The sequence below is a fragment of the Nocardioides sp. zg-1308 genome (genome assembly GCF_013155375.1).
Taxonomy (GTDB): Bacteria; Actinomycetota; Actinomycetes; order Propionibacteriales; family Nocardioidaceae; genus Nocardioides; species Nocardioides renjunii.
In genome coordinates, this window is the sequence record NZ_JABJQY010000002.1 from 298,746 (window position 1) to 321,101 (window position 22,356).

The 22,356-nt window shown below is 73.0% G+C and carries 24 protein-coding genes and 1 tRNA gene; 6 read left to right on the forward strand and 19 right to left on the reverse strand.

From position 1 onward, the window contains the following. Nucleotides 1–19 precede the first annotated feature (19 nt). The 10 genes from HN031_RS03155 to HN031_RS03200 form a co-directional block, all read right to left on the reverse strand. Nucleotides 20–1,033, reverse strand: a complete 1,014-nt coding sequence (locus HN031_RS03155; protein ID WP_172266231.1) for a glycosyltransferase — start codon at nucleotides 1,031–1,033, stop codon at nucleotides 20–22. Continuing rightward, nucleotides 1,030–2,151, reverse strand: coding sequence for a DegT/DnrJ/EryC1/StrS aminotransferase family protein (locus HN031_RS03160; protein ID WP_172266234.1), 1,122 nt, complete (start codon nucleotides 2,149–2,151; stop codon nucleotides 1,030–1,032). Before HN031_RS03160 ends, HN031_RS03155 begins: the two co-directional genes overlap by 4 nt. Next, nucleotides 2,148–2,792, reverse strand: a complete 645-nt coding sequence (locus HN031_RS03165) for a NeuD/PglB/VioB family sugar acetyltransferase (protein WP_172266237.1) — start codon at nucleotides 2,790–2,792, stop codon at nucleotides 2,148–2,150. Before HN031_RS03165 ends, HN031_RS03160 begins: the two co-directional genes overlap by 4 nt. Beyond that, a complete protein-coding gene (locus tag HN031_RS03170) occupies nucleotides 2,789–3,985 on the reverse strand; it encodes a DegT/DnrJ/EryC1/StrS aminotransferase family protein (protein ID WP_216652037.1) in 1,197 nt (398 codons plus the stop codon). The genes HN031_RS03165 and HN031_RS03170 overlap by 4 nt, the downstream gene beginning before the upstream one ends. Next, on the reverse strand, nucleotides 3,982–5,001 hold the full coding sequence (locus HN031_RS03175; protein ID WP_172266240.1) for a dTDP-glucose 4,6-dehydratase: 1,020 nt from the start codon (nucleotides 4,999–5,001) through the stop codon (nucleotides 3,982–3,984). The genes HN031_RS03170 and HN031_RS03175 overlap by 4 nt, the downstream gene beginning before the upstream one ends. Further along, nucleotides 4,998–6,128 carry a Gfo/Idh/MocA family protein gene (locus HN031_RS03180; RefSeq protein ID WP_172266243.1) on the reverse strand — a complete coding sequence of 377 codons (1,131 nt, stop codon included), beginning with the start codon at nucleotides 6,126–6,128 and terminating at the stop codon, nucleotides 4,998–5,000. Before HN031_RS03180 ends, HN031_RS03175 begins: the two co-directional genes overlap by 4 nt. Further along, nucleotides 6,125–6,754, reverse strand: coding sequence for an acyltransferase (locus HN031_RS03185; RefSeq protein ID WP_172266246.1), 630 nt, complete (start codon nucleotides 6,752–6,754; stop codon nucleotides 6,125–6,127). Before HN031_RS03185 ends, HN031_RS03180 begins: the two co-directional genes overlap by 4 nt. Then, nucleotides 6,751–7,593 carry a glycosyltransferase gene (locus HN031_RS03190; RefSeq protein ID WP_172266249.1) on the reverse strand — a complete coding sequence of 281 codons (843 nt, stop codon included), beginning with the start codon at nucleotides 7,591–7,593 and terminating at the stop codon, nucleotides 6,751–6,753. Before HN031_RS03190 ends, HN031_RS03185 begins: the two co-directional genes overlap by 4 nt. A gap of 138 nt (nucleotides 7,594–7,731) precedes the next feature. Then, on the reverse strand, nucleotides 7,732–8,322 hold the full coding sequence (pth, locus tag HN031_RS03195; RefSeq protein WP_172266252.1) for an aminoacyl-tRNA hydrolase: 591 nt from the start codon (nucleotides 8,320–8,322) through the stop codon (nucleotides 7,732–7,734). Between the two features lie 141 nt (nucleotides 8,323–8,463). Then, complete coding sequence (locus HN031_RS03200; RefSeq protein ID WP_172266255.1) at nucleotides 8,464–9,162, reverse strand: 50S ribosomal protein L25/general stress protein Ctc; 699 nt, start codon at nucleotides 9,160–9,162, stop codon at nucleotides 8,464–8,466. A 289-nt stretch (nucleotides 9,163–9,451) separates the two neighbouring features. Here HN031_RS03200 and pepN point away from each other — a divergent pair, with 289 nt between their 5' ends. Next, nucleotides 9,452–11,860: an aminopeptidase N gene (gene pepN, locus HN031_RS03205; protein ID WP_253943125.1), complete on the forward strand. Its 2,409-nt coding sequence runs from the start codon at nucleotides 9,452–9,454 to the stop codon at nucleotides 11,858–11,860. A 122-nt stretch (nucleotides 11,861–11,982) separates the two neighbouring features. Here pepN and HN031_RS03210 read toward each other — a convergent pair whose 3' ends face one another. The 3 genes from HN031_RS03210 to HN031_RS03220 all read right to left on the reverse strand — a co-directional run bounded on the left by HN031_RS03210 (nucleotide 11,983) and on the right by HN031_RS03220 (nucleotide 14,937). Next, complete coding sequence (locus tag HN031_RS03210; RefSeq protein ID WP_172271184.1) at nucleotides 11,983–12,954, reverse strand: ribose-phosphate diphosphokinase; 972 nt, start codon at nucleotides 12,952–12,954, stop codon at nucleotides 11,983–11,985. 95 nt (nucleotides 12,955–13,049) lie between these two features. Continuing rightward, nucleotides 13,050–14,486, reverse strand: coding sequence for a bifunctional UDP-N-acetylglucosamine diphosphorylase/glucosamine-1-phosphate N-acetyltransferase GlmU (gene glmU / locus HN031_RS03215; RefSeq protein ID WP_172266261.1), 1,437 nt, complete (start codon nucleotides 14,484–14,486; stop codon nucleotides 13,050–13,052). 67 nt (nucleotides 14,487–14,553) lie between these two features. Further along, a complete protein-coding gene (locus HN031_RS03220; protein WP_172266264.1) occupies nucleotides 14,554–14,937 on the reverse strand; it encodes a hypothetical protein in 384 nt (127 codons plus the stop codon). A gap of 152 nt (nucleotides 14,938–15,089) precedes the next feature. Here HN031_RS03220 and HN031_RS03225 point away from each other — a divergent pair, with 152 nt between their 5' ends. Further along, complete coding sequence (locus HN031_RS03225; RefSeq protein ID WP_172266267.1) at nucleotides 15,090–15,356, forward strand: hypothetical protein; 267 nt, start codon at nucleotides 15,090–15,092, stop codon at nucleotides 15,354–15,356. Here HN031_RS03225 and HN031_RS03230 read toward each other — a convergent pair. After that, nucleotides 15,345–15,423, reverse strand: a tRNA-Gln gene (locus tag HN031_RS03230). The two genes, HN031_RS03225 and HN031_RS03230, sit on opposite strands and share 12 nt — an antisense overlap. Nucleotides 15,424–15,764: 341 nt before the next feature. Between HN031_RS03230 and HN031_RS03235 the strand changes: the two genes are divergently transcribed. From HN031_RS03235 to HN031_RS03250, 4 genes are read left to right on the forward strand one after another with little or no spacing between them, the layout of a single operon-like run. Further along, nucleotides 15,765–16,724: an ABC transporter ATP-binding protein gene (locus HN031_RS03235; protein WP_322423061.1), complete on the forward strand. Its 960-nt coding sequence runs from the start codon at nucleotides 15,765–15,767 to the stop codon at nucleotides 16,722–16,724. Further along, on the forward strand, nucleotides 16,717–17,613 hold the full coding sequence (locus HN031_RS03240) for an ABC transporter permease (RefSeq protein ID WP_172266270.1): 897 nt from the start codon (nucleotides 16,717–16,719) through the stop codon (nucleotides 17,611–17,613). The genes HN031_RS03235 and HN031_RS03240 overlap by 8 nt, the downstream gene beginning before the upstream one ends. After that, nucleotides 17,610–18,521: an ABC transporter ATP-binding protein gene (locus HN031_RS03245; protein ID WP_172266273.1), complete on the forward strand. Its 912-nt coding sequence runs from the start codon at nucleotides 17,610–17,612 to the stop codon at nucleotides 18,519–18,521. The genes HN031_RS03240 and HN031_RS03245 overlap by 4 nt, the downstream gene beginning before the upstream one ends. Before the next feature lie 5 nt (nucleotides 18,522–18,526). After that, a complete protein-coding gene (locus HN031_RS03250; protein WP_172266276.1) occupies nucleotides 18,527–19,219 on the forward strand; it encodes an ABC transporter permease subunit in 693 nt (230 codons plus the stop codon). Here the strand turns inward: HN031_RS03250 and HN031_RS03255 are convergent. From HN031_RS03255 to HN031_RS03275, 5 genes are read right to left on the reverse strand one after another with little or no spacing between them, the layout of a single operon-like run. Beyond that, the gene (locus HN031_RS03255; protein ID WP_172266278.1) at nucleotides 19,216–19,605 is read right to left on the reverse strand and encodes a hypothetical protein; all 390 of its coding nucleotides are present in this window, start codon (nucleotides 19,603–19,605) and stop codon (nucleotides 19,216–19,218) included. The two genes, HN031_RS03250 and HN031_RS03255, sit on opposite strands and share 4 nt — an antisense overlap. After that, the gene (locus tag HN031_RS03260) at nucleotides 19,593–20,861 is read right to left on the reverse strand and encodes a hypothetical protein (protein WP_172266281.1); all 1,269 of its coding nucleotides are present in this window, start codon (nucleotides 20,859–20,861) and stop codon (nucleotides 19,593–19,595) included. The genes HN031_RS03255 and HN031_RS03260 overlap by 13 nt, the downstream gene beginning before the upstream one ends. Further along, entirely contained in the window at nucleotides 20,858–21,154 is a 297-nt protein-coding gene (locus HN031_RS03265) for a hypothetical protein (protein WP_172266284.1), read from the reverse strand. Before HN031_RS03265 ends, HN031_RS03260 begins: the two co-directional genes overlap by 4 nt. Further along, a complete protein-coding gene (locus HN031_RS03270; RefSeq protein WP_172266287.1) occupies nucleotides 21,151–21,501 on the reverse strand; it encodes an SAV_915 family protein in 351 nt (116 codons plus the stop codon). Before HN031_RS03270 ends, HN031_RS03265 begins: the two co-directional genes overlap by 4 nt. Nucleotides 21,502–21,509: 8 nt before the next feature. Beyond that, a complete protein-coding gene (locus HN031_RS03275; RefSeq protein ID WP_172266290.1) occupies nucleotides 21,510–22,325 on the reverse strand; it encodes a hypothetical protein in 816 nt (271 codons plus the stop codon). Nucleotides 22,326–22,356: the final 31 nt, after the last annotated feature.

Genomic DNA, 22,356 nt, shown 5'->3' on the forward strand with positions numbered 1-22,356 from the left:
ACCCGGCGCACGGCCGGGCTCACACCTCGGCTGCCGCCACTGCGGCGGCTGTGGCCGCGGCGACCGCCCCGCCCGAGCGGGGGCGCGGCAGCGGGACGGAGGTGATCCGCAGCTGCGGCGGGTCGCTCACCTTGGTGACCGTCCGTGCGGCGGCGGCGACGAGGTCGCGCTCCTTGAGGCTGTCGGCGTCGCGCGAGATGCACAGGTCGCGCAGCGCGAGCTCGAGCGCGATGGTGAGCTGGTGGTCGTCCACGTGCTCGCCGTGCATCGACCGGCGGGGCACCAGGATGGGGCAGCGCCCGTTCTCCAGGGCCATGAGTGCGATGCCGGTCCCGGCGTGGGCCACGACGACATCGGCCGCGCGGATCGCCGCGGCCATCTCCTCCGACGGGACCCGCGTGCGGGCATCGATGTCGAGGCCGGTGGTGTCGGTGCCGCCCGTCTGCCAGAGCACCTCGGTGCCCGCGGGGACGATGGCCACCAGCCGGTCCAGCAGGCGGCGGAAGCCGTAGCCCTCCTGGGTGCCGAGGCTGACGACCATCGAGCGCACCGGGCGGGGCTCGGTGGGCACGGTGTCGTACAGCTCCCACGGGGAGGCGAGGTACTGCCAGTGCCCGCGTGTCAGCGAGCTGGACTGGCTGAACGTGGTGATCCCGGGCACCATCGCGAGGGCGCGGCCGGACAGGGAGGGCGCATCCAGCCTGGTGGCGCTCTCGATGTAGACCGTCTCGATGCCGCGCAGGCGGGCCTGCGGCAGCACCGCGAGCGCCAGGGCCGCGCCGGTGCTCACGACCAGCGAGACGTCGTGGTCCTTGAAGAGCCGGCGGCAGGCGAGGGCGTTGCGGGCGAGGGCCGCGGTGTCGCGCGGCGGGCAGGGCATGGCCCAGTGCACGCGCTCCCCGGCGAGGAGGGACTCCGTCTGCGGCGTCCGTGGGGTGACCCACACGACGTCGTCGCCCACGCCGAGCCGAGGGCGCAGCGTGTGCAGCTGCATGAGATGACCACCGTCGTTGGCCACGAGCAGCGTCGTCATGCGGTGTCCCCCCGGACGGCCGAGCGCAGGACCTCGACGACCCGGTCCTGCATCGCCTCGGTGAGGTGCGGGTGCATGGGCAGCGAGAGGATCTCGCCCGCGGCGGCCTCCGCCACCGGCGCCGTGCCGGGCCCGAGACCGAGGTGGGCGTAGGCGCCGGTGAGGTGCACGGGGTAGGGGTAGTGGATGCCCGCCCCGATGCCCGCGCGGGACAGCTCGGCGAGCACCCGGTCGCGCTCGGCGACCCGGACGACGTAGAGGTGCCACACGTGCTGGCCCTCCGCGCCGAGGAGCGGGCGGCGCACGCCGGGGACGTCGGCCAGCAGGGCGTCGTAGCGGGCGGCGGCGCGCACGCGCAGCTCGTTCCACTTCTCCAGCCGGTCGAGCTTGGCGCGCAGGTAGACGGCCTGCACGGTGTCGAGGCGCGAGTTCATCCCGATCACGTCGTGGACGTAGCGGGTCGAGGACCCGTGGTTGCGCAGCCGCCGCACCTCGGCGGCCATCGTCGCGTCGTCGGTGGTGACGGCGCCGGCGTCGCCGGCGGCGCCGAGGTTCTTGCCCGGGTAGAAGCTGGTGGCCGCGATCGCCCCGAGGCCACCGGCCCGGCGTCCGCCCACCCGCGCCCCCTGGGACTGGGCGGCGTCCTCGACGAGCGGCACCCCGGCCGCCTCGCAGATCGCGGCGAGCCGCTCCATGGGGGCCAGCTGGCCGAAGAGGTGCACCGCCACCACGGCCTGCGTCCGCTCGGTGATGGCCGCCTCCACCCGGTCGGGGTCGAGCAGCAGCCGGTCGTCGTCGACGTCCACGGGCACCGGGACGGCCCCGATGCGCGAGACGGCCTCGGCCGTCGCCACGAACGTGTTGGCCGGCAGCAGCACCTCGCCGCCGGGTCCGACGCCGACCGCGCGCAGCGCGAGCTCCACGGCGTCGGTGCCGTTGCCGACGCCGATGCAGTGCTCGGCCCCGACGAAGTCGGCGTACTCGTGCTCGAAGTCGGCGACCGGGGGTCCGTCGACGAAGGCGGTGGCAGCGAACACCGCGGCCATGCCGGCCTGCACCTCGGCGGCGATCTCGGCGTGCTGGGAGGCGAGGTCGACGAAGGGGACGTGCGCGTTCATGCGAGGACTCCTGTCCGGATGGGGCGGGCGGGGACGCCCACCCAGGTCTGTCCTGCCGGGACGTCGGAGAGGACCACGGACCCCATCCCGACAGTGGCTCCTGCGCCGATGCGTACGCCTTGGCGCACGGAGGCGTTCATGCCGATGTAGGCGGCTTCTCCCACGTGGACGTCGCCGCCGAGGGACACCCCGGCGCAGAGGGTGGCGTAGTCCTCCACCACGTCGCCGTGGGTCAGCGTGACGTGCGGCATCAGCACCACGTGCTCGCCGACCTCGACGTCGGCGGTCAGGACCACCCCGTCGAGGGCGATCGAGCCGGTGCCGATGTGGCAGCTGCCGGGCAGCACGATCCGCGGGTGGATGATCGAGGTGTAGCGCTCCGGGGCCAGCCCGAGCATGCCCAGCCGGGTGGCGACCCGTCGCCGGTGCCCGCCGCGGCCCATGGCGAGCACGACCTCGTGGTCGACGAGTCCCGGGACCAGGTCGACGGAGCCGAGCACGGGCGTCAGGCCGTGGAGTGTGCCCCACGTGGCCGTGTTGTCGTCCACGATGCTGACGGGGCCGTCGTGGTTCGTCAGGACCGCCACTGCGGTGGCCTCGCGCGCCAGTCCGCTGGCGCCGACCAGGACCAGGCCGCTCATGCTCGCCACGCCGCACCGAGCGCGTCAGAGACGCGGGTGAGCTCGGACTCGGTCATCTGGTGGAACAGCGGCAGGATCACCGTGCGGTCGGTGAGCCGCTCGGTCACGGGGAGCGGGACGTGGTCGCGGTGCGCGTGGGCCGGCTGCCGGTGGGCGGCCATGATGCCCCGCCGCGCCGAGATGCCTGCTCCGGCCAGGTGCGCCATGAGCTCCTCGCGGTCCATCGGGTGGTCGTCGAGCACCTCGAGCCAGCAGGACTGGAAGTTGCTCGTGCCCCACGCCGGGTCCGCCACGAGCCGCAGGCCGGGCAGCTCGGCCACCACGTCGGCGTAGCGGGCGGCGAGCTCGCGGCGGCGGGCGACCATCGCCGGCAGCCGAGACAGCTGGACCAGCCCGACGGCCGCCTGGATGTCGGTCATCCGGAAGTTGAAGCCGATCTCGGAGTAGGACTCCGGTGGGGCCAGCACGCTCGCGTGCCGCTCGGCGGCCGAGCTGCTCATGGCGTGCTCGCGGAGCCGGCGGGCCCGCTCGGCCCAGTCGGCGCGGGAGGTGGTGAGCATCCCGCCCTCCCCCGTCGTGAGCACCTTGCGCGGGTGGAAGGACCAGGCGGCGATCTCCGCCTCCGACCCCGCCGGACGGCCGTGGGCCGTGGATCCCGCGGCGCAGGCGGCGTCCTCGATGACGGTGATGCCGAGCGGGTCGCACCAGGCCCGGATGGCGCGCAGGTCGAGCGGCATCCCGCCCTGGTCCACGGCGATCACCGCACGCGTCCGAGCGGTGACCGCCGCGGCGATCGTGGCGGGGGTGACGTTGCCGGTCGTGGGATCGACGTCGGCGAAGACCGGGACCGCGCCGACGTAGGTCGGGGCGTTGGCCGTGGCGACGAAGGAGAAGGACGGCACGACCACCTCGTCGCCGGCGCCGATCCCGGCGACCACGAGGGCGAGGTGCAGCGCAGTGGTGCAGTTGCTGACCGCGACCGCGTGCGCGGCCTGCTGACTCTCGGCGAAGGCGGCCTCGAACGCGGCCACCCGCGGTCCCTGCGCCACCCAGCCGGAGCGGATGACCTCCGCGACGGCGGCCACCTCCTCCTCGCCGAGCCACGGCTGCATGACGTGCAGCACGGGCTCGGTCCGAGGCTCCACGGGGTGCTGCACGGGGTGCTGCACGGGGTGCTGCACGGTGTCCGTCATGCCGGCACCCAGTTCCGGTCCTCGATGCGCGCGAGCATCTCCTCGGGCGACTGCGGGCGGGTGCGGAACCAGGCGACGAGCTCCTCGACGCCCTCCGCGAAGTCCACGCTCGCCCGCCAGCCGGTGAGCGAGCGCATCCGTGAGTCGTCGACGATGAGACGTCGTACGTCGCCGGGCCGTGCGTCGAGGTGCGTGGCAGCCGGACCCTCCAGCCCCACGACGCGCGCCACGAGCGTGGCGAGGTCGTTGATGCTCACCTCCGAGCCCGAGCCGAGGTTGAGGGTCTCCCCCACCGCGGCGTCGCACTCGGCGAGGGCAACCAGGCCGGCCGCGGTGTCGCGCACGTGGGTGAAGTCGCGCGACTGCTCCCCGTCGCCGAAGACCAGCGCGGGCAGGCCGCAGAGCGCGCGCACGATGCTGCGCGGGATCACCTCGCCGCTGTCGCCCTCGAAGTGGCTGCGCGGGCCGTAGGTGTTGAACGGCCGGGCGACCACGACGGGCATGCCGTAGGTGCGCCAGTGGGCCCGGGCGTAGGCCTCGCCGGCGAGCTTGCCCCCTCCGTAGACCGTCTCCGGGTGCGTCGGGTGCAGCTCGTCCATGGGGGCGTACTGGGCGGTGCCGTAGACCTCGCTCGAGCTGACGTGCACGAACCGGTCGACGTCGCGGTGCAGCGCGGACTGCAGCAGCACCAGCGACCCCTCGGCGTTGGCGCGATGGTTGCCCATCGGGTCGTGCAGGCTGTGCCGCACGCCGAGGCAGGCGAGGTGGAAGACGACATCGACGTCCTCGAGCGCCTCATCGGCGTCGGAGACGACGTCGCCGACCCGGACCTGGAGCCGGTCGTCCTCGACGTGGTCGTGGAGGTGCGCGAGGTTCTCCAGCGTGCCGGTGGCGAGCGAGTCGAGCACCCGCACGTGGGCGGCCCCGGTCGTGTCCAGCAGCGTCGTGACGAGCTGGCTGCCGATGAACCCGGCACCGCCCGTCACCAGGACGCGGCGTCCGTCGAGGTTGCTCATCGCACGACCTCCAGCACCGGCTCGGGAGCGGCGGACGGGGACGGCGATGGTCCGGCCGGGACCATCGCGCCGGCGTCGTACGTCGTGCCGGCCTGCGCGGCGAGCCGGTGCGAGGCCTGCTCCAGCACCTCGAGGACCCGGAGCCCGGAGCGGCCGTCGGTCAGCGCCGGGCGGCCCTCGCGGACGGCGGCGGCGAACTCGGTGACCATCGAGCCGAGCGCCTCGCGCTCGGGCAGGGCGGGCGACCAGGTGTCGCCGAGCCGGTAGGACACCGACGAGGCTGTGCGGTCGCTGCCGCCCACCGACGTCCGGGCGAGGTCGACGCCCCGGTCGTAGATGCTCAGCCGCTGCTGCGGGTTGAGGTCGTCCCAGACCAGGGTGCGGCGGGACCCGCCGATCACCATCTGGCGGATCTTGGTGGGGCTGAGCCAGTTGACGTGCACGTGCGCGAGACCGTCCTCCGGCAGCGGCAGCGTCAGGTGGCCGACGCACGCGCGGCCCGCGCCGATCGGGTCGGCGCCCGTCGCGCCGATGCCCGTCGTCGGGAGCCCGCCCGGGAGCACGAAGTCGAGGATCGCGAGGTCGTGCGGCGCGAGGTCCCACAGGACGTCGATGTCGGGCTGGACCAGCCCGAGGTTGATCCGCACCGAGTCGACGAAGTGGACCTTGCCCAGCTCGCCGGTCACCACCAGCTCGCGCATCTTCTGCACGGCCGGGGTGTAGCAGTAGGTGTGGTCGGTCATCAGGACCAGGCCCTGCGCCTCGGCCAGGTCGACCATCGCGCGGCCGCTGGCCACGCTGTCGGCCAGTGGCTTCTCGACCAGGACGTGCTTGCCGGCGCGCAGCGCCTCGAGCGCGATGCCGTGGTGCGTACGGGCCGGGGTGGCGATGGCGACCGCGTCGACGCTCGGGTCGTCGAGCACCCGCTGGACGCTGTCGGTCACCTCGATGTGGGGACCGGCGACCTTGCGGGCGCGCTCGAGGTCGAGGTCGCACACCAGCCTGACGTCCCAGTCGGCGGAGCCGCCGAAGTTGCGGACCAGGTTGGGTCCCCAGTAGCCCGCGCCGATGACGGCGACGCCGAGCCTCCCCCTGCTGCCCACCGTGCTGCTCGAGCTCCCGCTCATCGTGCCTCCTCCAGTCGTCCGTCGATCTCCACGTACACCTCTGCCGACACCGGGCAGATCCACCGGTCCCGGGTGTCCGACACCAGCGGCACTCCGCTGCGGCCGACCCAGCCGACCCGGCGCGCCGGGGCCCCCACGACGAGCGCGTGGTCGGGCACGTCGCGCGTCACGACCGCTCCCGCACCGACGCTGGCCCAGCGTCCGATGGTCACCGGTGCGATGCACACGGCGCGGGCGCCGACGGCGGCGCCCTCGCGCACGGTCACTCCGACCGCCTCCCAGTCGTCGCTGCCCTTGAGCCGGCCCTCGGGGGTCACGGCGCGCGGGTAGGTGTCGTTGGTCAGCACCACGGCGGGGCCGATGAACACGCCGTCCTCCAGCACGGCCGGCTCGTAGACCAGCGCCTGGTTCTGCACCTTGCAGCGCTCGCCGAGGCGGGCACCGGGTCCGATGTAGACACCGCGGCCGAGGACCGTGTCGGCCCCCACCTCGGCGCCGGCGCGGACGACCGACAGGTCCCACACCTGTGAGCCGGGCCCGACGCGGGCGCCGTCCTCGACGGTGGCGGTGGGGGCGACGAAGGCGCCGCCTGCCCTGCGGGGCTTCGGATGGGACAGCGTTGTCATGTGCGGGAGCTCTCGTCTCGTTGCCAGGTGGTGAAGTCCCCGGCCTTCAGCGCCCTGCGGGCGCCCAGCTGGGCGGCGGCGTGGACTGCCACGAACACCGGGAGTCGGAGGGCCAGGCCGGGCCGGCTGACGGCCAGGCCCAGGAGGGTGCGGACGCCGGTGCGCGAGGCCGGGCGGCGGACGCCGAGCCGGCCGGCCTGGGCGTTGCCGGTGGCGATGCGCACGCGGCGTCGTACGAGGTCGCGCAGGGTGCGCGGCGGGTGGACCACGGCGACCGCGCCGGGCACGACGCGACGCTCGGTCCCGCTGAAGGAGTCGGACATGCCGAGGTCGTCGCTCATCATCCGGGGCAGCGCGCTGACGCGCGCCTGCGCCTGCTCGGACAGGACGACGACGCCGCGGCCGAAGAGGCCGGACTCGACCTGGGGCAGCGCCTCCCAGACGTCGTAGTACCACCGCACCCAGCGCGAGCAGCCGGTGCGCGGCACGTCGCGCCGCGGGGCGGTGGCCAGCACCTGCTCGGCGGTGATGGGCTCGATCAGCCGCAGCGCGGCGGCGCCGGTGAGCTCGATGTCGGCGTCGAGGTGGATCCGCGGGAAGACGTCGGTCGCGGCGTTGCCGACCCGCACCGCCTCCGCCTTGGACGGCTGCTGGATCTCGATGACGCGGGCCTGCGGGTCGGCCTGTCGGGCGGCCTCGGCGGTGTGGTCGGTGCACCCGTTGCACACCACGACCACGTCCAGCTCGGCGCCGCTCGTGCCCTCCCGCAGCGCACGCAGGTTGCGCCCGATGGTGGCCGCTTCGTTGTGCGCCGGGATGATGACGCTCGCAACAGCCACCAGCAACTCCCCACGTCGAGTGCCGGACCCCACGCCGGCACAGTCAGATCTTGTGGATCCGGACGCCGGTCGAGGCCCGCACGCGGGGGCTATCGCCAGAATTGGGGAGCACGCCGTGGGGCGGCTCGACCCGTCGGGTCAGGAGTTGAAGCGCTGCTGGGTCTTCTCGAGCCCGTCGGTGATGATCGACTCGACCGCGTCGGCGGCGTCGGAGACCTGGAACGGCAGCTCCTTGCGCTCGGTCGTGGAGTAGTTGGACAGCACGAAGTCGGCCACGTCCTGGCGACCGGGCGGGCGGCCGATGCCGGCCCGCACCCGGTAGAAGTCGCCCGTGCCGAGCGAGGAGCGCATGGACTTGAGCCCGTTGTGGCCGTTGTCGCCGCCGCCGAGCTTGATCCGCAGCGTCCCGAAGGCGATGTCGAGCTCGTCGTGGATCGCGATGACGTGGTCGGGGGCGACCTTGTAGAACGTGGCGAGCGCCTTCACCGGCCCGCCGGACTCGTTCATGTAGCCGCGGCCGCGGGCCAGCACCACGCGCGGGCCGCCCAGCGAGAGCCGGCCCTCGACGACGTCGGCGCGGCCGGTCTTGTGGCTCCGGAACGGGCTCCCCATCCGGCTCGCGAGCTCGTCGGCGACGAGGTAGCCGATGTTGTGGCGGTGCCCGGCGTAGGCCGGGCCGGGGTTGCCCAGGCCGACCACCAGCCACACGCCGTCCGCTGCCTCACTCATGGGGTCATCCTTCCAGTCCTGTCCGGCGCGCCGACCGGGCACGTCGTGCCCGTCACGCGCAGCGACCGGGCGGTTCGTGCCCGTGTAGCGGCACGAACCGCCCGGTCGGCGGTCGACACGGGCACGAAGTGCCCGGTCACGTCACTCGGAGTCGGAGTCGCCCGACTCGGCCGACTCGCCGGAGTCGGCCGCGATGGCCTCCTCCTGCGCCTCGGCGATCTCGGCGTCGGAGACGTCGTGCTCGATGCCGGCGTCGGCCTCGGCCTCCTCCAGCTCGGCCTCGAGGGCCTCGGCGGAGATCTGCTCGGTCACGTTGACGATGAGCAGGTCCTCGTCGGCGAGCAGCGTGGTGCCCGAGGGGAGGTCCAGGTCCTTGGCGAGGATCTGGGTTCCGGCGGCGGCGCCCTCGACGGAGACCTCGAAGAACTCGGGGATGTGGGTGGCCTCGGCCTCGACGGAGACGACGGTGTTCTCGTTGACGACCAGCGTCTCGGAGGCGGCCTCGCCCACGACGTGGATCGGGACGTCGACGGTGACCTTCTCGCCGCGGCGGACGGCCACGAAGTCGAGGTGCTCGATGACGCGGCGGATCGGGTCGATCTGGACGTCCTTGGTCAGCGCGAGCTGCTCGGAGCCGTCGACGTCGAGCGCGAGCAGCGCGTTGGCGCCACCGTGCTTGAGGGCCATCATCGTCTGGTGGCCGGGCAGGATCACGTGGACCGGCTCGTTGCCGTGGCCGTAGATGACGGCGGGGATCTTGTTCTCGCGGCGGATGCGGCGGGCGGCGCCCTTGCCGAACTCGGTGCGGGGCTCGGCGGCGATCTTCTCGGGGGCAGACATCATCTTCTCCTGGGTCGGGTCGGTGGAGGCTGTGGGGCCCGGCGCTCCGAAGACGACGAACGCCGCGCTCCGGATCGAGAGCGCGGCGCGATGGGGCGGCCGGCCCAGTCGATCACGGAGTCCCAGTCGTCCGATGGGCTCCCTCGCCGAGGCAACTCAGGAACTCTAGACCGTACGGCGGGCGCGGTCGAATCCCCGCCCCCCAGCGGCCCGCCAGCCGCGCGCAGGTCGCGGGCGCGGGCCGGAGCACGTCGCTGGAGCCGGTCACTAGGGTGGCCCGGTGCCCCTGATGCTCCCCGAGGCGCGTGAGCGCGCCGACCTGCTGACCGACGTCCACACCCGGCTCCACCTCGACCTCACCTCCACGGAGGACTTCGGTGTCGAGGCGACGATCTCCTTCCGCTGCACCCGTCCGGGCGCCGACTCCTTCCTGGAGCTCAACGGCGCCTCGGACGTCACCCTGGACGGCGAGCCGGCTCCCTACGCCGACGGGCGCATCGCGCTGATCGGCCTGGGCGAGGACAACACGGTCCGCGTCACCGCGCGGATGCCCTACGTCACCGACGGCGACGGCATGACCGTCACGGTCGACCCCGCCGACGGCGAGCGCTACGTGTGCGCGCACACGTCGATGGACATCGCCCAGAAGGTCGTCCCCTGCTTCGACCAGCCCGACATCAAGTCGACGTTCGCGCTGCGCGTCACGGCGCCGTCGCACTGGACCGTGCTGGCCAACGGACTGCTCGAGGGGCGCGAGCCGGGCGACACTGGCGACACCTGGACGTTCGCCACCACCCCACCCTTCTCGTCGTACCTCTTCACCCTCGTCGGCGGTCCCTGGGTGTCGGTGACGTGGGACGAGCCGTACGCCCCCGCGCCGGGCGGCACCCTGCCGTTCGGCTGGCACGCCCGCGCCTCGCAGGAGCGCGAGCTGCGCCGCGACGCCGACGAGCTGCGCCGCATCACCAGCGCCTGCTTCCAGCACTACACGACCGTCTTCGAGCCGGAGTACCCCTACGCCGACTACCAGCAGGTCTTCGCGCCGGGGCTCAACTGGGGTGCGATGGAGTTCCCCGGGTGCGTGGTCTTCCGCGACGCCTACCTCCCGCCGGGCACGCCCACCGAGCTCGAGCGGGAGTGGGTCGCCTCGACGATCGCCCACGAGATGGCGCACATGTGGTTCGGCGACCTGGTGACCATGAGGTGGTGGGAGGACTCGTGGCTCAACGAGTCGTTCGCCGACTTCATGGGCTTCGACGTCGCGGGGAGCGCGGCCGGCTACACCGACGCGTGGACCTCGGCCGCGATCACCCGCAAGCCGACCGGCTACCGCGCGGACCGGCGTCGCTCCACGCACCCGATCGCGGAGGACACCGAGAAGGTGGTCGACGTCGACACCGCCTTCGCCAACTTCGACATGATCACCTACGCCAAGGGCAACTCCGCCCTCGCGCAGCTCGGCCACTGGCTGGGTGAGGAGGACTTCCTCGCCGGGGTCAACACGCACCTCACCACCCACGCGTTCGGCAACGCTGACCTCGCCGCCTTCCTCGACTCGCTCGACTCCGCGACGGAGCACGACGTCCGGGCCTGGGCGGCGGCATGGCTGCGCACGACCGGCTTCGACACCCTCGTCGTGACCCGTGACGGCGGCGTGCCGGTCCTCTCCCGCGAGGGCTCGCGGCCGCACCGCCTCACCGTCTCGGCGTACGACGACGCGATGCGGCTCGTCGGCTCCCGCGACGTCCAGCTGGGCGACGAGCCGGTCCGGCTCGAGGAGTTCGCCGGCCGGGTCGTGGTCCCCAACTCCGGCGACGAGACCTTCGCCGTGATCCGCCCCGACGACGAGTCGTGGGCGGCGATCACCGCCGGCCTGTCGTCGGTGGAGTCGCAGCTGACGCGGGCGATGCTCTGGTGGACCGCGATCGACCTCTGCGAGGCGCGGGTGATCCCGGTCGACGACCTGGTCGCGCTCGCCGACCGGCACCTGCGCCCCGAGACCCACCCGCTGGTCTTCGAGGGGGTCGTGCGCAACCTTCAGCTCGTCATCCGGCGCTACGACGCGCCCGCGGAGGTCGCCGCGCACCTGGCCGTGGTGGCCGACATCGCCCGCGGTGCCGTCGAGGGGGGCGACCCTGCCCTCGCTCCGGGGGCGTCACGGGTGCTCGCCCGGCTCAGCGCCGACGCGGGCTTCCTCACCGACTGGCTGGGCCGCGACGACGTCGACCAGACCGTCCGCTGGGCGGCCGTCCACCGGCTCGCAGAGCTGGGCGACGCGTCGTTCATCGACGCCGAGGCCGACCGCGACAAGTCCGTCGCGGGCCACCACGCCGCCCTCACCGCCCGCGCGGCCGTGCCCACCGCCGAGGCGAAGGCCGAGGCGTGGGAGCGGCTGATGAGCGGCGACCTCGGCAGCCATGAGTTCGACGCCGTCGCCGCCGGGTTCTGGGGCTGGGAGCAGGCCGACCTGGTCCACCCCTACCTGGCCCGCTACGTCACCGACGGCCTCGACCTGGCCCGCCGGTCCGGCCAGGCGATGGGCGACGTCATCGGCGACGCCTTCCCCCGCCTGCCGCTCACCCCGGACGTACGCCGCGAGCTCCGCGCGGCCGTCGCCTCCGCCCTCGAGGGCGAGGTGCCCACGGTCCTGGCCCGGGCGTGGAACGACGCGCTGGACGACCTGGACCGGACGTTGTGAGGGTGGGGTCGCCTGTCTCTGGAGTCCCCGGATATCCGGTGACCGCCGTGCCTACAGGTAGAGATCTCGACCTCTGAGCACGGAACTCGGGCGCAAAGCCCGACCCGCGCCGGGCCGTACGACTACGCGTGCCCGTCGAACATCGACGTCACGGACCCGTCCTCGAACACCTCGCGGATGGCCCGGGCGATCAGCGGCGCGATGGACAGCGTCGTGAGCTTGTCGAACTGCTTGTCGGCGGGGACCGGCAGGGTGTTGGTCACCACGACCTCCATCGCGGAGGAGTTCTTCAGCCGGTCGACCGCGGGGTCGGACAGGATCGGGTGCGTCGCGGCGATGATGACGCCGGCGGCGCCCTCGGCCATGCACGCCTCGGCGGCCTTCACAATCGTCCCGCCGGTGTCGATCATGTCGTCGGTCAGGATGCAGATCTTGCCGTGCACGTCACCGACCACGCGGTTGGCGACGACCTCGTTGGCCACGTCGATGCGGCGGGTCTTGTGGATGAAGGCCAGCGGAACGCCGCCGAGGCGGGCCGACCAGCGCTCGGCGACCTTGATCCGGCCGGCGTCCGGGGAGACGACGGCCAGCTGCTGATCGCCGTACTTCTCCTTGACGTAGTCGGTGAGGATCGGCAGCGCCATCAGGTGGTCGACGGGGCCGTCGAAGAACCCCTGGATCTGGTCGGCGTGCAGGTCGACGGTGATCAGCCGGTCGGCGCCGGCGGTCTTGAACAGGTCGGCCATCAGGCGGGCCGAGATCGGCTCGCGGCCGCGGTGCTTCTTGTCCTGGCGGGCATAGCCGTAGAACGGCATGACCACCGTGATGCGCTTGGCCGAGGCGCGCTTGAGCGCGTCGACCATGATCAGGTGCTCCATGATCCACTCGTTGATCGGCGCCGTGTGGCTCTGGATCACGAAGGCGTCGCAGCCGCGCACGGACTCCTCGTAGCGGACGTAGAGCTCGCCGTTGGCGAAGGCCCGCGCGTCCTGCGGGACGAGCCCGCACTCGAGGAGGTCGGCGACCTCGTGGGACAGGTCGGGGTAGGCCCGCCCGCTGAAGACCATGAGGTTCTTCTCCGTGGTCCGCTTCATTCCGGTCACGCGACGCGACTCCTGACTCGGGGGGGCTCGTTCGGAGGTGCTGCACAGGATTCTCGCCCACCTCCCGGCCAGCCCCAACCTCGGGGTCACCCCTCGGTCTTCTCCTGCTGTTCACGTGCGGTTCGGGCGGCCTCGGCCTGGGCCGTCCCGGCGCGCCGCGACTCGGTCCAGCCCTCGAGGTTGCGCTGCGGCGAGCTGCTCACGGCAAGCGCGCCGGCGGGCACGTCACGGCGTACGACGGTGCCGCCCGCGGTGCCTGCCCCGTCCCCGACCGCGACCGGCGCGACGAAGGTGTTGTTCGAGCCGGTCTTGGCGTGCCGGCCGATCACCGTGCGGTGCTTGGCGACGCCGTCGTAGTTGGCGAAGATCGTGCCGGCCCCGATGTTGGTGCCCTCGCCGATCTCGGCGTCACCGACGTACGACAGGTGCGGCACCTTGGCGCCGTCGCCGATCTGCGAGTTCTTGGTCTCCACGAATGTGCCGATCTTGCCGCCGGTGCCGAGCTGGGTGCCGGGGCGGAGGTAGGCGAACGGCCCGACCGACGCGCCGTCCCCGACGACCGCGAGCTCGCCGTGGGTGCGTACGACGCGGGCGCCGGCGCCGACCTCGCAGTCCTTCAGCGTGGTGTCGGGGCCCACCACGGCGTCCTCGCGCACGACGGTCGCGCCGAGCAGCTGGGTGCCGGGCAGGATCGTGGCGTCGGGCTCAAGCACCACGTCGGCCTCGATCCAGGTGGTCGCGGGGTCCATCACCGTGACCCCGTCCTGCATCCACCGGGTCACGATGCGGCGGTTGAGCTCGCGGCCGAGGTCGGCGAGCTGTGCACGGTCGTTGGCGCCGGCGGTCTGCGCGACGTCCTCGATCAGGTGCGCGCCGACGGTGAGCCCGTCCTCGCGGGCGAGGCCCACGGCGTCGGTGAGGTAGTACTCGCCCTTGGCGTTGTCGTTGCTGATCCGCGCGAGCGCCGTGACGAGGAACTCGGCGTCGAAGGCGAGGATGCCCGAGCTGATCTCGTCGATCTCGCGCTGCTCCGGCGTCGCGTCCTTCTCCTCGACGATGGCCTCGACGTCACCCTCGTGGTTGCGGATGATCCGGCCGTAGCCGAACGGGTCCGGCAGCCGGCCGCTCAGGATGCTCACGGCGCGCTGCGCGGCCTCGTGCTCCGCGGCGAACGCCTTGAGCGACTCGCCCTCCAGGAGCGGGGTGTCGCCGGCGGCCACGATGACGGTGCCGGTCGTGGTGCCCGAGGCCTCCATCGCGACGCGTACGGCGTGACCGGTGCCCTCCTGCGTCTCCTGCACCGCCAGCACCGCGTCGGGCACGAGCTCGCTGATGTGGGGGCCCACCTGCTCGCGCTGGTGCCCCACGACGGCGACGACGCGGGTCGGCTCGACGGCCTGCACGGCACGGAGCACGTGGCCGATCATGGAGCGTCCCGCGACGGGGTGCAGCACCTTCATGGTCTTCGACTTCATCCGGGTGCCGCCGCCGGCGGCGAGGACGATGACGGTGAGGTTGTCCATGGGCGCAGTCTGTCACCGGCAGCGGGCGCGCTGGCCAATCGTGTCGGTCCCGCCCACGTGCTCCCGCTCAGTCGGTCCCGCCGGCGGGATCCCCGAGGCGTCGCCTGAGGACGACCTCGAGCGCCCCCACCGAGCCGGCCATCTCGTCGAGCTCCTCGCGGCCGACGACCTGGCGCCACTCGTCACCCTCGCGCCCCAGCACCACCGGCGCACCGGTCGACGCGACCGCCCGCCGCAGCCCGTCGTCGAGCTCGTTGAGGTGCAGCAGCCGCACCGGCACCGGCAGGCTCGCCGCCATCCGGTCCCAGTCCGCCTTGCGGCGCACCGTCGAGTGCGTGATGTCGCACAGGCCGCAGTGCCGGGTCCCCCGGAGGCGGCCCCAGACGTACGCCGCCTCGCCGAGCAGCCCGCCGTCCGCGTCGTACACGCCGACGAGCTCGGAGATGGCCATGCCCGCGACGCTACCGGGCGCCGCCCCGACGCCGGGTCGTCCACTGCCGCCGCGGGACGTGCAGTGGAACCTCCTGCTGGAGCGGATGAGCCGGGAGGGCGAGGCGGAGGACCGACCTGACCGTCATCTTCACGCCCGAGCAGTGGGAGCAGGTGCTCGACCGCCACGGCATCCCGCAGACCGGGACCTTCGACTTCTACGACGAGCTGCTCGGGTCGACGTGCCGCGACCAACGGTTCCTGGTCTTCTGGGAGGGCGAGCTGGTGGCCTCCACCCGGGAGCAGCTCCCACCCACGACACCACCCACCACGCCCCTGCGCGAGATCCGCCGCAGGCTCGCGGAGGCGAAGGCGACCGGCGCCACGCTCGGGTGGTTCGCCTACCGCCCCGACGCCACGGAGGAGGAGCTCCCCGGGTAGGAGTCGAACCTACGTCGCTAGTCCTGATTCAAAGTCAGGCGGGCCCTGCCGGCAGACCAACCGGGGAATGTCCCGCCAAGCCTAGGGCCCGCCTCGGGCGGGACTGCCGAGACCCGGCAGACCAACCGGGGATAGAGCGCCAAGCCTAGGGCCCGCCTCGGGCGGGACTGCCGAGACCCGACGCCTTTGCTGACGTGTGACGAACCGGTCGTCGGGGCGACCGCATCGTCACACGTCCGACCTCGAGCCCGACCGCGGGACGTTTTACGGTGCGCGCCACCGTCGGCCCCGTCCGCATGCCGACCGCGCGCACGACCGCACCCACCGGCCGGGCCTCCGCCGAACTCGACCCGGTGTGAGGGCGATCCCTGATGCCGTACGTCGGTCCCGGCCGCTAGCGTGACGCCCGTGACGGGGGAACTCATCGGCAGGGCGCCGGTCATCACGACCGCGGGGCTCACCAAGCACTACGGGACGGTCCACGCGCTGACCGACCTGACGGTCGACGTCGGCCAGGGGGTGACCGGGCTGGTCGGCGCCAACGGCGCGGGCAAGTCGACACTCATCAAGATCCTGCTCGGCCTGCTCGAGCCGACCGCCGGCCAGGCGAGCGTGCTCGGCCACGACATCGAGCAGTCCAGCCAGGAGATCCGCCGGCTCGTGGGCTACATGCCCGAGCACGACTGCCTGCCGCCCGACGTGAGCGCGAGCGACTTCGTCGTCCACATGGCGCGCATGTCGGGCCTCGGCGCCGCGGCGGCCCGCGAGCGCTCGGCCGACGTGCTGCGCCACGTGGGGCTCGACGAGGAGCGCTACCGGCCGATGGGCGGCTACTCCACGGGCATGAAGCAGCGCGCCAAGCTCGCGCAGGCCCTGGCCCACGACCCGCAGCTGGTCTTCCTCGACGAGCCGACCAACGGCCTCGACCCGGCGGCCCGCAACGACATGCTCCGCCTCGTGCAGCGCATCGGCAGCGAGTTCGGCATCGCGGTCCTCGTCACCTCGCACCTGCTCGGCGAGCTCGAGCAGGTCAGCGACCACGTCATCGTGCTGGACGGCGGCCACCTGCTGCGCTCGAGCGCGACCACCGACTTCCTCAAGATCACCGGCAGCCTGCTCGTCGAGGTGGTCGGCACCGAGACCGAGCGCGACCGCCTGGGCGAGGCGCTGGCCCAGCGGGGACTCACCTGCCGCCCCCGCGGCTCGATGGTGGCCGTCGACCCGCCGCCGGCGGAGCTGGCCCACGAGGGCGCCGCCCACGACCTCATCCGTGACGTCGCGGCCGAGCTCGGCCTGGGGCTGATGCGCCTCCAGCCCGACCGCGGCCACCTCGAGGACGTCTTCCTGGAAGGAGGCGCCCGTGTCTGACCTGACCGGATCCGGACCGGGTCGCACCGGTGTCATCCACGACCTCGGCTACCGCCACTACGACGGTCAGCGCGAGGGCACCGGCGCGATCGCACGCACCCTGTTCGTCACCGGCCTGCGCCACGCCTACGGGCTCGGGCGCTCGGGCAAGTCCAAGGTGATGCCCTTCCTGCTGCTCGGCATGTCGGTGCTGCCGGCGGCGATCGTCGTCGGCGTGGTCGTCCTCACCGGCCTCGACAGCCTCCCGATCTCCTACGCCGACTACACCAACCAGACGCAGCTGCTCGTCAGCCTCTTCGCCGCCGCGCAAGCACCGGTGCTGTTCTCCCGCGACCTGCGCTACCGGTCGATCGTGCTCTACCTCGCCCGCCCGCTGGCGGCGCCGATCTTCGCGCTCATGCGCTGGTTCTCCCTCACGCTGGCCGTGCTGCTCTTCATGGCCGTCCCGACGCTCCTGCTCTTCCTCGGCGCGATGCTCGCCGGCCTCGACAAGAGCGACCAGGTCACCGCCCTGCTCAAGGCGCTCGTCCTCCAGGTGCTCCTCGCGATGCTGATCGCCGGCATCACCGGCCTCATCTCGTCGGTCTCGCTGCGCCGCGGCTTCGCGGTCGTCGGCTCGGTGATGGCCCTCATCGTGCTGACCGGCGTCATCAACGTCGTGCAGAACATCGCGTCCTTCGAGGACGCCGACTCCGCCTCGGTCGCGGTCGGCCTCTTCTCGCCCTGGTCCCTCTTCACCGGCCTCGCCAACGCCTGGGACGCCGGCATCGAGACCCCGGTCCCGGTCGACGGCGCGTGGGTGCCGGCGTACGCCCTGGTGGCGCTGCTGCTGGTGGCTGGCTGCCTGCTCGGGCTCGTCGCCCGCTTCCGGAAGGTGGGTTCACGATGAGCAACCTGGTCCTCGACTCGGCCTCGCGCTGGTTCGGCAACGTCGTCGCGGTCAACGACGTCTCCCTCTCCATCGGCCCCGGCGTGACGGGCCTGCTCGGCCCCAACGGCGCGGGCAAGACGACGCTGATGGCGATGATGTCGGGCTTCCTGGCACCCTCGGCCGGCCACGTCACCCTCGACGGGCAGCCGGTGTGGCGCAACACCGAGATCTACCGCCAGATCGGGCTGGTGCCCGAGCGCGAGCTGAGCTTCGGCTACCTCACCGGACGCCAGTTCGTCCGGGCCAACGCCGACCTGCACCGGATGCCCGACGCGGCCGCCGCGACCGAGCGGATCCTCGAGGTCGTCGACATGGTCGAGCCGGCGGGCCGGCGCCTCGACACCTACTCCAAGGGCATGCGCCAGCGCGTCAAGATCGCCGCCGCGCTCGTCCACGGGCCGTCCGTGCTGCTCCTCGACGAGCCGTTCAACGGCGTCGACCCGCGCCAGCGGATGCACCTGATGGACCTGCTGCGGCGCCTCGGCGACGAGGGCCGCACCGTGCTGTTCAGCTCGCACATCCTGGAGGAGGTCGAGCGGCTGGCCCGCCACATCGAGGTGGTCGTCTCCGGCCGCCACGCGGCGTCGGGCGACTTCGGCGCGATCCGCCGGCTGATGACCGACCGCCCGGTGCAGTACGCCCTGCAGTCCAGCGACAACCGCACCCTCGCCTCGCTCCTGATGGCGCACGAGTCGGTGCGCGCGGTGAGCCTGCGCGGCGACCACCTCGACGTCCAGGTCGACGACCTGGGCAGCTTCGCCGTCAGCCTCCCGGGCCTGGCCCGGCAGCACGACGTGACCTTGTTCGAGCTCTCCCCCAGCGACGAGTCGCTCGAGAGCGTCTTCGCCTACCTGGTGGCCCGATGATCAACGTGACCATTGCCAAGCTGGCGCTGCAGGCACTGCTCGGCCGCCGCCGCTTCTTCCTGCTGCTCGCGTTCCCGGTCCTGCTGATCGGGCTGGTCGCACTGGTGACGGCGCTCACCGACGGCGACGCGGCGTTCGAGATCCTGCCGGGCCTGGGCTACCCGCTCGTGCTGCCCCTCGTCGCGATCCTCGCGGCCTCCTCGGTGCTCGGCCCGGAGGTGGACGACGGGTCGATCACCTACCTGCTCTCCAAGCCGGTCAGCCGCTACGGCGTGGCGATCAGCAAGTGGCTCGTGGCCCTCGCCGCCACGCTGGTCGCCGGCGCGCTGCCGATCCTGGTCGCGGCCCTCATCACCGGCGACAGCACCCGGGCGGTCGCGCTCTTCGTCGGCGCCGTCGTCGCCGGGACGACCTACTCCGCGCTCTTCCTCGCCATCTCGGCCGTGACCAGGCACGCGGTCATCGCGTCGCTGATGTTCGTGCTGATCTGGGAGAGCCTGCTCGGCAACCTCTTCTCCGGCATCGCCTGGCTGAGCATCGGCCAGTGGGGCCTGCGGGTCGGCCACGAGATCTCCGACCAGCTGCCCGACCCCGCCAACCTCCCCTACGCGATCATCGCCAGCCTCGTCGTCACGGTGGTCGGCGTGTGGTTCGCGGGCGACCGGCTGCGCTCGTTCTCCCTCCGCGGCGAGGACTAGCGGGGCTGAGGGCCGCTGCGCGCCACACGTACGGCGGCCCAGAAGAGGTACGCCGCCGCGGCGCCGAGGAGCACGCCCCACAGCCAGCTCTCCTCGACCGCGCCGACCACGGCGGTGACGGCTGCCCAGGTGCCGAGCAGCACGAAGGTGGCCAGCCCGACGGCCCGTCCCGTCGGCGATCCGGGCTCGGGGGGCCGGGTGCCGACGACGGCCCCGATGAGGCACACCACCCCGAACACGATGAACGCGGACGCCCACGCCCGACCGAACGCACTGTCGGCCTCGAGGACGAGTCCGACCCCCAGGGCGACGGCCAGCACCCCGGTGCCGCCCGCGAGCACGGCCGAGACGGTCCCGAGCCTGCGCCGCGCGGTCAGCTGAACCACCCACCGATCGTGTCGCCGACGCTCGAGACGCCGTCAGCGATGGCCTCGCCGGTGTCCTCCAGCGCGTCGACACCTTCGTCCCAGGCCTTGCCGACGTCGGGACCGTTCTCGAAGAAGGAGTCGATGGCGCCGTCGGCGAAGATGGCGATGCCGGCGCCGACCACGGTCCCGACCACGGCACCGACCGCGGTGCCCACCCCGGGCACCACGGAGCCGGCGGTGGCGCCGATGAGCGCCGCAGTCCCGACGCTGGCGCCGAAGCCTGCTGCCGCACCGAGGCCCGCGGAGACCCCTTGCGAGACGATGATCTGCTCGGTCGTCTCCCCCTCCTGCCAGTCGTTGTAGGCGCCGAGGCCCAGGCCGAGCGGCCCCAGGATCTTGCCGGCACGCCCGAGGTAGCGCAGGGTTCGGGAGTCGGCCAGCTCGCCCGACTGGCGCAGCAGGTCCTCGGCCTCGTCGAGCTTGCCCTGGATGGCGAGCCGGTCCGCCTCCAGCCGAGCCTCGTCCAGGGTCTGGAAGAAGAACCACTTGCGCTTCATGTAGCGCTCGGGGTGCGCCTGGAGGTCGTCGATGGCGCGGGTGGCCTCGTCGACGAGGTCCTCGGCGGACGTCAGCAGCTTGGACTGGTTCAGCGAGATGCTGACGCCGATGACACCGGCCGCCGCGTCGCCGACGATGTCGCCCAGCGTGAGGATCCAGGCCGCGTGCGTGCCGGGGAGGTAGTCGTCCTGCAGCTCGCGGCACGCGGCGGCGTAGTAGCGGTCGATGCGCGCCGCCTCGGTCTCGGCGTCGTAGTAGGCCTGCAGCAGCTCCTGGTGGGCGTTGTAGGCCTCCACCCGCGTGTTGTGCTCCGCGACCTCCTCGGGTGTCCCCTCGAAGCCGACCGGGGGCCGCGCGGGACCCGCGCCGGGGTGCTCCACCACGAAGCCCGCCACGGTGAGCCCCTTGCCGCGCGCGGTGGACCGGACGTCGCCCATCTGGTCCTGGGCACGGCGGAGCTTCTCGGCGAAGTCGTCGAGGTCACCGGCCATCTTTTTCGTCGCCGCCGCCAGGTCGTCGGACTTGTCGCGGATGCGTCGGGCGATGTCCGCGAACTCCTCGCCGGCCACGGAGTCCCACCCCGCCTCGGCGTCGCGGCGTGAGCCGTTGGCGGCATCGGCGGCCGCCGTGAGCTTCGGCTCCAGGCTGCCCCGGAGCCACGTGGCGGCCCCCTCGATGCCGCCGGGTGACCCGAGGATCTCCGTCTCGATGCTCACTGCTCCATCACCTGGCGGATCCGACCCATGCCGGCGGAGGCGTCGGCGTCGGCGCGCTGGTAGTAGCCGCGCGCGAGCCGGACGCCCTCGGCCGTCCCGGTGAGCCCCTGGGAGACGTTGCCCGCGCTGGTCACGACCTGGCTGAGCATGCTCGCCACCACGGCCGTCATCGGGCCCGCGTCGACCCCGCGCGGGACGCTCCCCGCCAGGCCCTCGAGCCCCTCGGCCGCACCTTCGAGGTCGCCCGCGATCGTGTCGAGGGTGGCGAGGTCGACATCGATGCCGCCGCTCATCCGTGCACCTCCCGCAGCTCGTCGCCGCTCGCGGCCGGGTCGTCGCGCAGGCCCGGGTCGACGTCGAGGAACAGCAGGTCGTAGGGCGTCTGGTCGTGGATGCGCTGGAGCGCGGCGACGTCGCAGAGCAGCCAGGGGGTGTCCGGGAGGTACCACCGGTGGAGCCGGTCGATGGCCGAGTAGGTGTAGAGGGCGGTGCGGCCGTCGGCGACGTGGTGGAGCAGGACGCGGCGCGAGGCCACCTCCGCCTCCGCGGTCGTGGGCACGTAGACCACCGGCGGCAGCTGCGGCCGCTGCGGCCGGTCGTCGGTCCGGTCCCTGTCAGGGGTGGTCGGGAGGTCGGTCACGGAAGCAGTCACTCCTGGACGTGGTGATGATGAGGGGGACGGGGCGTGGCCCGCTGTCCACCTTCCCCCGTACGGCTCGTCCCAATCCTGCCGGTGCGGTCGGCGAGGTCGAGCTCCGACCGTAGCCAGTCCGCGACCTCGGCGGGGCGGTGGCCGACGTCCTCGGCATCGAGCACGAGCACGCGGGCGCTGGGCGCCCGCCGCCGCCACGGGCGGGGGCAGGCGAACCACGTGGCGTCGTCGTCGAGGTCGACGACGACCCGCCGGCCGCTGCTGCGGACCCGGCGCACGGACCCGCGGGCGGCGCGGGCGCGCCCGACGGGCGAGTCGGCCACCACCTCGTCGGGGGTGAGCCACAGCGCCGGCCGACGGCGCCTGCCGAGCACGACCAGCGCGACGCGCGCCGCGAACCAGAGCCCGACCAGGCCCGGGACCGCTCCGACCACGGCCCACGACCCGCCCTCGGCGAGACCCGCCGCGAGCAGCGCCAGTCCCGTGGCGGCGAGGCCCAGGTCGAGGGCGTTCGCGTGCCACCACGGTGCCGCCCACGACCGCAGGCCGACCGCCGGGCGGCCCGCCACGGTGCCCTCGCCGATCGTCGGCAGCCGCGAGGTGGTGGTGACCACCACCGCGAGCAGCACGGTCGCCGCGACGGCGAAGGTGGTGTAGAGCACGACCAGCCAGAGGGCGGGAGGTGCGCCTGCTGACAGCTCGGGTGCGGCGACCGCGACGAGCAGTCCACCGAGCCCGGCGAGCACCAGGTCGACGAGGACCTCGCCCCACTTCTCGCGGCCGGCGAAGCCGACGACGGCAGGGCGTGTCATGCGGGCAGTCTAGGAGGGCGACCAGCACTAG